General features: G+C 40.5%; 11 protein-coding genes. 7 read left to right on the plus strand and 4 right to left on the minus strand.

The window, feature by feature from the left end:
- Positions 1-94: 94 nt before the first annotated feature.
- The 3 genes from IEY03_RS09935 to IEY03_RS09945 form a co-directional block, all read right to left on the minus strand.
- Positions 95-1,216 (minus strand): hypothetical protein, encoded by a 1,122-nt coding sequence (locus tag IEY03_RS09935; protein ID WP_188841223.1) that lies wholly within the window; start codon positions 1,214-1,216, stop codon positions 95-97.
- Positions 1,217-1,404: 188 nt separating this feature from the next.
- Positions 1,405-2,517, minus strand: coding sequence for a PilT/PilU family type 4a pilus ATPase (locus IEY03_RS09940; protein WP_188841224.1), 1,113 nt, complete (start codon positions 2,515-2,517; stop codon positions 1,405-1,407).
- Positions 2,518-2,528: 11 nt separating this feature from the next.
- Positions 2,529-3,566, minus strand: coding sequence for a type IV pilus twitching motility protein PilT (locus IEY03_RS09945; protein WP_188841225.1), 1,038 nt, complete (start codon positions 3,564-3,566; stop codon positions 2,529-2,531).
- Between the two features lie 24 nt (positions 3,567-3,590).
- Here IEY03_RS09945 and IEY03_RS09950 point away from each other — a divergent pair, with 24 nt between their 5' ends.
- From IEY03_RS09950 to IEY03_RS09980, 7 genes are all read left to right on the plus strand, one after another.
- Positions 3,591-4,283 carry a YggS family pyridoxal phosphate-dependent enzyme gene (locus tag IEY03_RS09950; RefSeq protein ID WP_188841226.1) on the plus strand — a complete coding sequence of 231 codons (693 nt, stop codon included), beginning with the start codon at positions 3,591-3,593 and terminating at the stop codon, positions 4,281-4,283.
- Positions 4,284-4,363: 80 nt separating this feature from the next.
- Positions 4,364-5,182, plus strand: coding sequence for a pyrroline-5-carboxylate reductase (gene proC / locus IEY03_RS09955; RefSeq protein WP_188841227.1), 819 nt, complete (start codon positions 4,364-4,366; stop codon positions 5,180-5,182).
- 149 nt (positions 5,183-5,331) lie between these two features.
- Positions 5,332-5,880 (plus strand): YggT family protein, encoded by a 549-nt coding sequence (locus IEY03_RS09960; protein WP_188841228.1) that lies wholly within the window; start codon positions 5,332-5,334, stop codon positions 5,878-5,880.
- Between the two features lie 241 nt (positions 5,881-6,121).
- Positions 6,122-6,562: a DUF4426 domain-containing protein gene (locus IEY03_RS09965; RefSeq protein ID WP_188841229.1), complete on the plus strand. Its 441-nt coding sequence runs from the start codon at positions 6,122-6,124 to the stop codon at positions 6,560-6,562.
- Between the two features lie 179 nt (positions 6,563-6,741).
- On the plus strand, positions 6,742-7,359 hold the full coding sequence (rdgB, locus tag IEY03_RS09970; protein ID WP_188841230.1) for an RdgB/HAM1 family non-canonical purine NTP pyrophosphatase: 618 nt from the start codon (positions 6,742-6,744) through the stop codon (positions 7,357-7,359).
- A gap of 44 nt (positions 7,360-7,403) precedes the next feature.
- Positions 7,404-8,540 (plus strand): radical SAM family heme chaperone HemW, encoded by a 1,137-nt coding sequence (hemW, locus tag IEY03_RS09975; RefSeq protein ID WP_188841231.1) that lies wholly within the window; start codon positions 7,404-7,406, stop codon positions 8,538-8,540.
- A gap of 400 nt (positions 8,541-8,940) precedes the next feature.
- On the plus strand, positions 8,941-10,788 hold the full coding sequence (locus IEY03_RS09980; RefSeq protein WP_188841232.1) for a DUF885 domain-containing protein: 1,848 nt from the start codon (positions 8,941-8,943) through the stop codon (positions 10,786-10,788).
- Positions 10,789-11,512: 724 nt separating this feature from the next.
- On the opposite strand, the gene IEY03_RS09985 is transcribed toward IEY03_RS09980, so the two are convergent.
- Positions 11,513-12,454 carry a LysR family transcriptional regulator gene (locus IEY03_RS09985; protein ID WP_188841233.1) on the minus strand — a complete coding sequence of 314 codons (942 nt, stop codon included), beginning with the start codon at positions 12,452-12,454 and terminating at the stop codon, positions 11,513-11,515.
- Between the last annotated feature and the right edge of the window lie 367 nt (positions 12,455-12,821).

A 12,821-nucleotide genomic window follows, 5' to 3' on the forward strand; every position in this document is an offset into this window, starting at 1 on the left:
AACGCGCCTAGTATTGAAAACACGGTGAAGCTCTGAAACACGTATCTTCAAGTTGTTTGGGTATATACGAACACTGGCAGCCGTTCGATCACGATTAAAAATACAAACCGATATTAATATTCAGTCGAGAATGCCACGCGGTATCACCATTATCAATGCCAACCCCTTCGCCGCCGGCAAAATACATATTTTTCCCGCCAATCCAATCAATATACGAATAAAATTTACCCGCGGTAATCGCACAACCCGTTACATTTTGCACCGAATCAGCTAGACCATCACCCGAGGCAATCACGGTACTGTAGTCGTTGTAACATGTTAGGTTTGAAATCGGTCCCCAATCGACATCCATCGACTTTGAAATATTCGCTGTTATCACATCAGCTTGAGCGGCGATGTCAAAGGGATATGAAAAAGCTGATAAGGCAATACGGTTGGTATTTTTCACATCATAGTCATAGTGTAAGTATTGCAATTGAAGTTGCCATTTTTGCCAATCTGCTTGCCAATGCGCAGCGCCTGCAAAGGCATTAATATCATCAGTATTCGCACTAGGATTAAGCCCTGACACATTAGCCATGAAGTCTAACTGTCCATATTGAATTGAACCGCCTATTTTATGGTTAAACTCACCCTGTTGCAGATCATATTCGATTCGAGTATTTAATTGCCCTGCTTCTTGGTATGGCGATTTTTCGGTTGTCGCCACATCAAAAGAGTAACGGTCAAAGCGAGTTCCTTGGCCATATTCGTCATTGGCAAAATAGGCTAAATCAACACGCAGGTTGTCGTGCTGATATTGATAATGAATGCCGGCATCATAATCATCTTCAAAGCCGATGTAGTAGGTTGCACCAAACCAGAATGAATGCGCTGCATAGGGTAATAATCCAAATGGAACCTGAGTCACGCCCACTTTAATTGATTGGGCCTCATCAAACTGATATCCCATATAAGCGTGGTGGATCACGTCCATGTCTTGATACCAGCGGTATTGGGCAGAGGCAAATAAGCCGTCTTCGGTTTTGTAATTAACATCGGCGCGAAAGAGTTCAAACTCTAATTTGGCATTATTATCATAATCTTTCCAAGCGTAATTAACTCGGACTGCGCCACCAATATCGAGTTCGTCGGTCACTTCTACGGCTTGGGTTGGAAAGATATAAAGAGGAATAATAAATAATGTAGGTAGAGATGCTTTCTTGAGGAAAGACATGAAAAATCCTTAGGGTAAACAAAATAGGCTCTTGATCGTTGAACACAAAATCATATTTAACCTAAGCCAATATGAGTGCTAACAAATAAAGATACAAACAAAGAGTGAACCAACAAGTATAACAAAAAGCCGCAACGATTGTTGCGGCTTAGAGGATAACTATATTCAGGCCCGAATAAATTTACTCTTTAATCTAAATCTAAGGTCACGCCTTCCATAAAACCAGAACTTGAAGTGTCATTGGTTTTAAGTTTGATCATCAGACGTAAATCATTAGGCGAATCGGCATGATGCAGTGCATCGGCGTAACTGATTTCACCGGCTGAATATAAGCCTAATAATGCTTGGTCAAAGGTTTGCATTCCTTGCTCATTAGACTTTGCCATGGTTTCTTTTAGTAAGTGCAATTCATTTTTAGCAATCAAGCTACTGATACGCGGAGTATTGATAAGCACTTCGATTGCGGCTCGTCGCCCTGTGCCATCAGATTTAGCGATAAGCTGCTGGGCCACAATGCCGCGTAAATTTAATGACAAGTCGAACAACAACTGGTTATGTTTACTTTCTGGTACTAAGTGCATGATACGGTCAAGTGCTTGGTTAGCGTTGTTAGCATGCAAGGTTGCCATACATAAGTGGCCCGTTTCAGCAAACGATAACGCAAACTCCATGGTTTCTTGGGTACGAATTTCACCAATCAAAATAACATCGGGCGCTTGGCGTAATGAGCTTTTCAATGCTGCATCAAACGATTCAGTATCGATACCCACTTCCCTTTGCGTCACAATACTTTGTCGATGGTTGTGCACAAACTCGACCGGATCTTCAATGGTAAGAATATGACCGCGGGCATGTTGGTTACGATAACCAATTAAGGCTGCGAGTGACGTTGACTTACCCGTACCTGTACCACCGACCATAATAATCAGGCCACGTTTGCTCATGACCAAATCTTTTAAAATTGGCGGTAGCTTTAAATCATCCACTTCAGGAATGGTGGTTTCAATACGGCGCATCACGCAACCGGCTGAATCCCGTTGCCAAAAGGCACTTACACGAAAACGCCCTAAGCCAGACACAGCATAAGCAAAGTTGCACTCGCGACTGTCTCTAAACTCTTTTTTCTGCACCTCAGACATCAATGATTCAACAAACTCTAATGATTGAGCTGGGGTTAGCTTAGTTTCAGTTAATGGCCTAAGTTCACCGTCAATTTTGGCACTGGGTGGAAACATCGCAGTGATGAATAAGTCTGAAGCTTTTTTCTCAACCATGGTGGCTAAAAAAGGGCGCACGTCCATTTTAGTATTCCTTAGAAGTTTGCTTGTTTGTTCGAACTTTTCTGCATCGCATCTTCACGGGTAATTAATCCGCGGTTAACCAGTGTCTGTAAGCACTGTTCTAGCGTTTGCATACCATGTGCCATCCCGGTTTGAATAGCTGAGTACATTTGTGCAACCTTGTCTTCACGAATAAGGTTTCGAATCGCTGGCGTACCCATCATAATTTCATGGGCTGCAACTCGGCCTCCGCCGACTTTCTTAATCAAGGTTTGTGAAATTACCGCCTGCAGTGATTCTGATAGCATGGTACGCACCATACTCTTCTCACCAGCAGGGAAAACGTCAACCACACGGTCAATAGTTTTAGCGGCAGAGGTGGTATGCAAAGTACCAAAGACTAAATGACCGGTTTCTGCTGCGGTCATCGCAAGGCGAATGGTTTCAAGATCTCGCATCTCACCAACAAGAATAACGTCAGGGTCTTCACGCAGTGCGCTTCGAAGTGCCGCGTTGAAGCTGTGGGTATGCTTATGCACTTCTCGCTGGTTAACCAAACATTGTTTGTTTTGATGCACGAATTCGATAGGATCTTCGATGGTTAAAATATGATCATGACGATTTTCGTTAATATAATCGACCATTGCCGCTAAGGTAGTTGATTTACCCGACCCTGTAGGCCCGGTTACGAGCACCAAACCACGGGGGAAACTGGAGATTTTTTTGAAAATATCAGGCGCACCCAATTGCTCAAGTGACAAAATATCAGATGGAATGGTACGAAATACTGCACCGGCTCCGCGAGATTGGTTAAATGCGTTAACACGAAAACGGGCTAAGTTGGGTACTTCAAACGAGAAGTCAATTTCAAGATGTTCTTCATAATCTTTACGCTGCTTATCGTTCATAATGTCGTAAACTAAACTGTGTACACCAGCATGGTCTAACGCAGGTAAATTAATTTTTCTGACTTCACCGTCAACACGGATCATAGGTGAAACACCTGCAGAAAGATGTAGATCTGATGCTTTATGTTTTACACTAAAGGCCAGTAATTCAGTGATTTCCATTATAGAGATGTCCATTTTAACAACATGAATACAACAATAGCAGACAGATTATCAATCGCCCAGAGTAGAATTAATCAAGCGGCGCAAAAATGTTCACGCATGCCTGATGAGATAAAGCTGCTTGCGGTGAGTAAAACCAAACCTAATAGCGATATTATAGAAGCTTATCAAGCAGGACAGCGACTTTTTGGCGAAAATTATGTTCAAGAAGGTGAGCAAAAAATTTCCGAGCTGAGTGCCAAGTATCCAGACATTGAGTGGCACTTTATTGGCCCATTGCAATCAAATAAAACCAAAATTGTTGCGCAGCACTTTGATTGGATGCATACATTAAGCCGTCTAAAAATTGCCCAGCGTTTGAATGAGCAACGCCCCGATCATCAATCCCCCTTGCAGGTGTGTATTCAGGTTAATATTAGTCAAGAGGACACTAAGTCAGGCATTGATGCTGATGAAGTCATGGCGCTGGCGACCCAAATAAACCAGATGCCTAAACTGACATTACGCGGCGTGATGGCTATCCCCACGGCAACGGATGATATCCAGGTGCAACAAGACGAGTTCAGTAAACTGCAACGCATTTATCAAAACTTACAGCAACATTTTGAAAATATCGACACGCTATCTATGGGGATGAGTGGTGATTTAGATGTGGCGATAGCCAATGGCTCAACCATGGTTCGCATTGGTAGTGCGATATTTGGCGATAGGTCTTAAGTTAATAGCAACATTGAATTTGGACTTTTTGCCCTTATATATGGTTTTAGAACTAAATAAAAACAAAATTGGAAGGTTAAATGACACAAGCAAAAGTATGTTTTATTGGCGCAGGTAATATGACTCGCAGCATCGTCAGCGGATTAATTAAACATGGTTATCCCGCTGAGCGGGTTCAGGCAACCAACCCTAGCCAAGCCAAACTTGATGCTTTGCATGCTGATTTTGGTGTTGCTGTGTCTAATGATAACGTCAAAGCGGCTGAGCAAGCAGATGTCATTGTGCTTAGTGTTAAACCGCAATTAATGCAGCAAGTTTGTGAGCAAATGCAGTCGCTCGACTTATCGAATAAGTTAGTCATTACTATTGCCGCAGGTATCCCTGCTGCGCGTTATAGTGAGTATTTCAACCAAGATATCACCCTTATTCGCACTATGCCCAATACACCAACTCAATTAGGTTTTGGTATGACAGGCATGTATGCAAATGACAATATTAGTGATGCACACAAAGCAATTTGCCAACAATTGATGCAAAGTGGTGGCAAAGTGGTTTGGGTTGAAAGAGAAGATGAATTAAACCAAGTCATTGCACTTGCAGGCAGTTCACCTGCGTACTTTTTCTTGTTTATCGAATCAATGATAGAAACGGGTGTCAGAATGGGGATGGATGAAGGTAAAGCCCGTGTTTTAGCAGAGCAAGCTGCATTAGGCGCTGCCCAAATGGTCATTCAAAACCAAGATTTATCTTTAGCGCAATTACGTAATAACGTGACATCTAAAGGTGGTACAACCGCTCAGGCCATTGCAACATTTGAACAAGGTGGTTTACGTGGTTTAGTTGATAAGGCCATGAGCAACTGCGTAGCGAAAGCCGAAGATATGGCAAAAACATTTTAAATTTATAAATTAAGTGTGTTATCAGTTTTGGGTGCTAAAATCATCCAAGTTAGTCTTTAGCTCATTGGTTATCTTGAACAATTTAGCCCAATGACATTAAACAATAGTAAGTTTAATACCCAGAACACTCGACCGAGAAAGGCAATATCATGAATGCGATGAGTTTTTTAGTTAGCACCATATTTGATTTATATTTAATGGTAGTTATTCTGCGATTTTGGCTACAGTTAGTGCGCGCTGACTTTTACAATCCGTTTAGCCAATTTGTGGTTAAAGCAACCCAACCGATTGTTGCCCCAATGCGCAGAATGTTACCCTCTATGGGCAGTATAGATACCGCATCTGTGGTACTGGCATTTTTAGTGGTACTGGTAAAAATGTTAGTGCTTACTCTTATTGCAGGTGCGGGTATTGATATCGGAATTTTATTGTTGTTCTCAGTGGTTGCTGTGATAAAAAATGCTGGCGTGTTGCTGTTTTGGATGTTGTTAATCCGTGCTGTGCTAAGTTGGTTTAACCAAGGCTATAACCCAGTAGTGATGATTATGACTCAGCTGACTGAGCCGATTCTTGCCCCTATTCGTCGTATTATCCCCGCTATTGGTGGCTTAGATTTATCTGTGTTAGTGTTGTTTATTGCGATGAACTTTATCAATATTCTCTTCTCACAGTACATCCCATTTTGGGCAAACATCTAATCCATTTAGGGCAACATCTAAGCTTAGTTTTAAAGGCAGACAAATTTGAGTCTGCCTTTTTTATATCTAAAACCCCTGTGAATATAAAAGGTAACTAAAAGAATTATCTAAACACACCCTTACATTAATGTGAGTCTTAAAAATAGATAATTAATCTTCACCTCATTTATATCAGGTTATACTTATTCAATTAGCTCAGACTTAGAAGAGTGCTGAGGTGTTTTAAAAAAGGATAGATAATATGTTACGCAAAATACTTTCAGCGGCCTTAATGACAAGCTTAATACTGTTTATGGCACCGACTCAAGCTGAGCAAAAACAGCAGGTTGGAAACTTTGATATTCACTACATGGCTCTGAGCAGCACTTTTATTACGCCAGCAATAGCCAAAACCTACGGGATTGAACGCAGTCGGTATAATGGCATTATAAACATAGCCGTTTTAGATACGAGTCAAGAAGGTAACCCTGCGGTTGCGGTCGAAATTTCTGGTATTGCTAATAATTTATTAGACGCAAAAAAGGATCTGAATTTTAAAGAGATCCGTGAAGGTGATGCTATTTATTACATCGCACAAGTGCCCTATCGCGACGATCAAGAAATCAACTTCACAATTGCGATTAAGCATGCAAAAAAACTAAATACCTCATTAAAGTTTAAACAAAAGTTTTATATCGACTAATTTGTAATGTTACAAACCTTAATCTGACCACTCAGGTTCAGTCCAGTCTTCCCCTCTAATCATGGACTGAACCTTTACAGATACCTAAACGATACCGACAAACACCAGTCCCGCGCTTCTTTTAGCCCACACATCGGGTATAATGCCTGCCTTTATGATTAATGATATAAGGCCGTTTCATGCAAACCTCTCTTTTACAGCAAATTGTCTTAGCGAGTGGCAATAAAGGTAAACTTAACGAGTTTGACCAAATGCTCGCTAAGTTTAATATTCAAGTGCTTTCGCAAAGCCAATTTGACGTTGCCGAAGTTGCTGAAACTGGCACCACGTTTGTTGAAAATGCCATCATTAAAGCTCGCCATGCCGCAAGTGTGACCGGAAAACCGGCCATCGCTGATGATTCTGGTATTGAAGTCGATGCGTTAGCCGGTGAACCAGGGATTTACTCTGCACGATATTCTGGTGAGGGGGCGACCGAGCTGAGCAATTATCAAAAACTATTAACAGAAATGACATCAAAGCAAGACCGTGCGGCAAGGTTTCAATGTGTTTTGGTGTATATGCGTCATGCCAAAGATCCTACACCTATTATTTGCCAAGCGGCTTGGGAAGGCTCAATTGCACATGCACCTCAGGGACAGCAAGGTCATGGCTATGACCCTATTTTTATTCCCCAAGGTTTTAGCAAAACCGCGGCAGAATTAACCAGTGATGAAAAAAATGCCCACAGCCATAGAGGCAAAGCACTCGAACTGTTAGTCGCAACCATGAAAGCCAAAGGCATTATTCAAGGTTAATCTTGTATCTTAACGTACGCCACTCATTACAAGGTGATTCATCCATGTTGTCATTACCACCACTAAGCTTGTACATCCATATTCCGTGGTGCGTGCAAAAATGCCCTTATTGCGATTTTAACTCCCATGGTCAAAATGGTGAATTACCTCAACAAGCCTATGTTGATGCGTTACTGGCCGACCTGCAAAACGATTTAGCCTACGTGCAACAAAGGCCAATACACACCATATTTATTGGCGGCGGTACACCCTCTTTATTCGATGCCAGTCAAATTCAACGTTTATTAAAAGGTGTTGAAGCCTTAATTCCTTTCGAAGAAGATATTGAGATCACCATGGAGGCAAACCCAGGCACGTTGGAACATGATGATTTTGCCGCCTATCGAGCCGCAGGAGTCACTCGTCTTTCGATTGGGGTACAAAGCTTTTCAAAAGAAAAACTCAATCTTCTGGGACGTATTCATGATCAAAATGAAGCAAAAACTGCGGCAGAAAAAGCCAAGCAAGCTCAATACTTGAGTTTCAACCTAGATCTCATGCACGGTTTACCAAATCAAAGTTTCGATGAAGCAATGCATGATATCGACACGGCTGCAGCGCTTTTACCACCGCATTTATCTTGGTATCAACTCACTATTGAACCTAACACCTTGTTTCATTCAAAGCCGCCGCAATTACCTGACGATGAAAATTTATGGCACATTTATGAGCAAGGTCAGCAAAAATTAGCCGCATTAGGTTATGAGCAATACGAGATTTCAGCCTATGCCAAACCGGGTTTTCAATGCCGACATAACCTGAACTATTGGCAATTTGGTGATTATCTTGGCATAGGTTGCGGTGCTCACGGAAAAATCACTTTGCCAGAATCAGACAAAATTATCCGCACGGTGAAAATTAAGCATCCCAAAGGGTATTTAGCGGCTAATGACTATACTTTTGAAACAACTGAAGTTACAGCACAAGACCGACCATTAGAGTATCTAATGAACCGCTTAAGGTTGATGACACCTATTCCCAAAACTGAATTTGAATTGCGCACAGGCCAAAATGCCACAGTAGTCAAAGAGGGAATGGATAAATCGATTTCCCGCGGATTAGTGACTGAAACCGAAACCCATTGGCAACTTACACCGAAAGGGCACATGTTTGTAAACGACCTTCTATCACAATTTATTTAATCGTTTTGTTAGTGTCGCCCTCAGCTTGGGGGGCGTATTACCTGTATTTGTAACAATACACCTATCAAAATGAATTCCCGCCACGTTATTCAACATGAATGACTTCAACGCAAGTGTTCCAATGGATAAATCCACTGAATAAAATCAAACTGACAGTAATCGACTTTAAAGAAACTCTCACTCTTTACCTCAAAAATCTGACCTAAACAACCTGATGTAATAGCTAAATGGCACTTTATAACATTGTAATTTCGCTCTGCTAAAAAAATGATTTAGCGCTATGTCTCAGAACAAACTCATTTTTATTGCTTCCCCGAAACACTTACTAACACTTCCTTTTATACTTTTACTTTAAGCTTTATTAGGATATCGACTTTTAAAATACTATTGGATGCGTGCGATGCTAATAAAAACAAAAACAACCTTAATTGCGTTAACCCTTTCTAGCTTATTAAGCGGCTCGGTTTATGCTCATTCAACTCAAGTTTTTAGTGCTCAAGAGAGTGTTAAAACGGCAAGCGCACCCCAAAATGCATCACAAAAAGCCAACGTGTTATTTGATGAATTTTTTATGCAAAGCGTAATGGCTAACCCTGTGAATCAAACTTACCTAGGCATTAAACAAGACTATGATAAATGGAATGATATTTCAGATGCGGGTTTAGATAGTGATTTAGCGTTAACCAAAACCCAACTCGCTAAATTATTAACCCTAGATGTCAGTCAACTTGATGAACAAACCACGCTCAGCTATGAGCTATTAAAAGCCAGTTTAGAGCAACGCATTGCCGATGATAAATGGCGTTATCATACTTACCCTATTAATCAAATGTATGGCCTACATTCAATGGTGCCATCATTTATGATTAACCAGCATCAGATCACCGATATTACTGATGCTAAAGCTTATATTAGCCGTTTAGTTGGTATTCAGCCTTTACTCAAACAGCTGGAAGTTGAATTAACCGTTCGGGCGAACAAGCACATTATTGCTCCGAAATTTGTATTTCCATATGTTATTTCTGACAGCAAAAATATCATCACAGGTGCACCATTCGACAACAGCGAAAAAGACAGCGCCTTATGGGCAGACTTTAAACGTAAAGTGGCTAAATTATCGATAACCGATGATGAAAAAAATACTTTATTAGCCGAGGCAAAATCAGCATTAATCGAGCATGTCGAACCTGGTTACCAAAGTCTGATCAGTTATGTTACTGAATTAGAAACTAAAGCTGACACCCGTGATGGCGCTTGGAAGTTTCCTGATGGTGAAGCTTACTTCAATAATGCCTTAGAGCGTACTACTACCACTAACATGACCTCAGATCAGATCCATGATTTAGGTGTATCAGAAGTGGCTCGTATCCATGGTGAAATGCGCGACATTATGAACAAAGTCGGCTTTAAAGGTGATTTACAAGCCTTTTTCGCGTTTATGCGCGATGACAAACAATTTTATTACCCAGATACCCAAGCTGGCCGTGATGCATATATTACTGAAGCTAAAGCCTTAATTGATAATATGGAATCGCGTTTAGACGAAGTCTTTAAAATTAAACCTAAGGCGACACTTGTGGTTCGTCCGGTTGAAGCATTCCGTGAACAATCTGCAGGAAAAGCATTTTATGATCAACCTGCACCTGACGGTTCTCGCCCAGGGACTTATTATGCAAACTTGTATGAAATGAATGCGATGCCTAAATATCAAATGGAAGCGCTGGCTTACCATGAAGGTATACCGGGTCATCACATGCAAATTGCGATTGCACAAGAGTTAGAAGGAATTCCACAGTTCCGTAAGTTTGGTGGCTACACTGCCTATATTGAAGGTTGGGGCTTATATACCGAGTACTTCCCTAAAGAAATGGGACTATATGCCGACCCTTATTCTGACTTTGGCCGCCTAGCGATGGAGTTATGGCGCGCCTGCCGTTTAGTGGTAGACACAGGGATCCACAGCAAAAAGTGGACCCGTGAACAAGGGATTGCCTACTACGTAGAAAACACACCTAATGCTGAATCTGATGCAATTAAAATGGTTGAACGTCATATCGTTATGCCATCTCAAGCGACTGCATATAAAATTGGTATGTTGAAAATTCTTGAGCTACGTCAGCAAGCTAAACAGCAACTAGGTGATAAATTTGATATCCGCGATTTCCATACGCTTATATTAAAAAATGGCCCATTGCCGTTAGACGTTTTAGAAACCAAAGTTAACCAATGGGTTAATTCGGTTAAATAACTTAGTTTATTATACCAATCACAGTAAATAAGTGGCCCGAAATAGCGTAGGAAAAATGCGTGATAACAAGGCAGATTTTTTTGATAAGTAGTTATTCTACAATCAAAAAATCTGACGCCGTTATCAGGTATTATCACAAGCTAGAATGATCAGTTATTTATTACGATTGGTATTACACATCACAAAACAGAAACCTGCCGGTTTCTGTTTTTTATTGGGTAACGCAAAATGTCATTGGCAATAAAAATACATAACCATTAACAGGATAGAGATCTAACTTTATTCAATAGCTGTTAGCTGTTAGCTGGTAACTGATAGCGGATAGCGGATAGCGGATAGCGGATAGAAAAAATAACCCCAGACAAAGTCTGGGGTAAACCAATTAAACTAGGATGATGGTTTCAAAACTGACATCGCTTTAGTTTGCAATTCAATATCAGTCGTGACTCAAAATTTGCTCGTTAGCGGATTTGTACACATTATTGAAAAGGGGTCATTTCTCAGTAACATGCTTTGGTCAAATCATCTCGAATCAACTGATATCTATTGTATTCAAATAAGAACAAACTGCAACAAGCACAAATTAGAATAAACATAAGTCATTGATTACTACTTTAGTAACCCCTATATAATTAATACAGTAAGAAATTGATAATGTTAATAAAATAAAAAACCGCACCCTAAGATGCGGTTTTGTTTCAAAAAACAAACAATGTTTTCAAAATTACTTACGTAATTTATACAAATGTTCGAACTTTGTATCCCAGTATGGCGATGTGCCAATATGGCCTTTGATAAAATCAATAAAGGCACTTACCTTAGGTGCAAGATGCTTACGACGTGGGTAAACAGCCTGTAATGGTAAGTTGTTGGTTAACTGCCAATCCGGTAATAATGGCACTAAGGTGCCATTTTCAATTTCATCTTCCATCAAGTAACTGGCAAGATAAGCAATACCTAAACCACTTACTGCAGCAGACTTCAACGCTGGCGCATTATCAACTCTGAAATTACCTGAAACACCTATCTCACAGTAATCTTCACCTTTTTTGAACTGCCACATACTGTGTTCGTGCCATTCACCCTGATATACCAAACAGTTGTGATCAACGAGTTGTTCTGGGCGGGAAATATTACCATGCTTAGCAATGTATTTAGGTGATGCTGCTAACAAGAACTGACACTTCATCAGTGGACGAGCAACCATACCTAATGGCAGTTGTTCTGACATAGTGAGTAACAAGTCTAAGCCCTCACTCACCACATCAACTTTGTGATCAAGTAAGCTAACTTGTAACTCTAACTCTGGATGTTTAGCCATAAACTCAGGCAAAGCAGGAATGATATGCATGGTGCCGAAAGATTGTGAAATACCTACTTTCAATACACCACGGGTTGCATCATTTAAATTATGTACACTGGCTACAGCTTGTTCAGCATCACGCAGTAACTCCTCACCCTGCAAATAAAGTAAGTTTCCTGCTTCAGTCAAACTTAAGCTACGAGTTGTTCGCTGAATAAGTTGAACACCCAGTTTATGTTCTAAATCAGCAACCTGAGTACTCACTTTCGACTTGGAGATACCAAGACGTCTAGCCGCGGCACTGAAACTTCCTGCGCGTGCGACATGGGTAAAAATTGCAATAGGTTCTAACAGTTCTAACATGAAAGTCGCCTTAAGCTGTTTACGACATTGAAAACGATTTTCGGCAATTTCTTTACTGTTATTGTCGCCTATGAATGTCATATCACAGGTTAATCAACTGGCTAATTGTTTATTTTTAATAAAAAACAGCTAGGTTAAGCAGTAAAGTTACGCCAATTATCCGAAAAACTAACAAAAATTGAAATAGAGTGCATTTTTCTTATAATTTTTATGAGTATAACAAAAAACTATCCTATTGCTCTATAATTATAATTGTCAATTTTTTTATCAGAACAAACTTGGCATTAAACAAGATGATATGAAATTTTTAGGGTGCTGTCTGTTGTTCTTGCCAGATTGTTTTTTGCAGTAAATTGTTCGGCTATAG

This window comes from Shewanella aestuarii (genome assembly GCF_014647215.1).
GTDB lineage: Bacteria > Pseudomonadota > Gammaproteobacteria > Enterobacterales > Shewanellaceae > Shewanella > Shewanella aestuarii.

What these genes read in the sequence shown, in the direction of transcription:
- IEY03_RS09935 (WP_188841223.1), bottom strand. Translation starts at nt 1,216, where the DNA reads ATGTCTTTCCTCAAGAAAGCATCTCTACCTACATTATTTATTATTCCT.
- IEY03_RS09940 (WP_188841224.1), bottom strand. Translation starts at nt 2,517, where the DNA reads ATGGACGTGCGCCCTTTTTTAGCCACCATGGTTGAGAAAAAAGCTTCA.
- IEY03_RS09945 (WP_188841225.1), bottom strand. Translation starts at nt 3,566, where the DNA reads ATGGAAATCACTGAATTACTGGCCTTTAGTGTAAAACATAAAGCATCA.
- IEY03_RS09950 (WP_188841226.1), top strand. Translation starts at nt 3,591, where the DNA reads ATGAATACAACAATAGCAGACAGATTATCAATCGCCCAGAGTAGAATT.
- proC (WP_188841227.1), top strand. Translation starts at nt 4,364, where the DNA reads ATGACACAAGCAAAAGTATGTTTTATTGGCGCAGGTAATATGACTCGC.
- IEY03_RS09960 (WP_188841228.1), top strand. Translation starts at nt 5,332, where the DNA reads ATGAATGCGATGAGTTTTTTAGTTAGCACCATATTTGATTTATATTTA.
- IEY03_RS09965 (WP_188841229.1), top strand. Translation starts at nt 6,122, where the DNA reads ATGTTACGCAAAATACTTTCAGCGGCCTTAATGACAAGCTTAATACTG.
- rdgB (WP_188841230.1), top strand. Translation starts at nt 6,742, where the DNA reads ATGCAAACCTCTCTTTTACAGCAAATTGTCTTAGCGAGTGGCAATAAA.
- hemW (WP_188841231.1), top strand. Translation starts at nt 7,404, where the DNA reads ATGTTGTCATTACCACCACTAAGCTTGTACATCCATATTCCGTGGTGC.
- IEY03_RS09980 (WP_188841232.1), top strand. Translation starts at nt 8,941, where the DNA reads ATGCTAATAAAAACAAAAACAACCTTAATTGCGTTAACCCTTTCTAGC.
- IEY03_RS09985 (WP_188841233.1), bottom strand. Translation starts at nt 12,454, where the DNA reads ATGTTAGAACTGTTAGAACCTATTGCAATTTTTACCCATGTCGCACGC.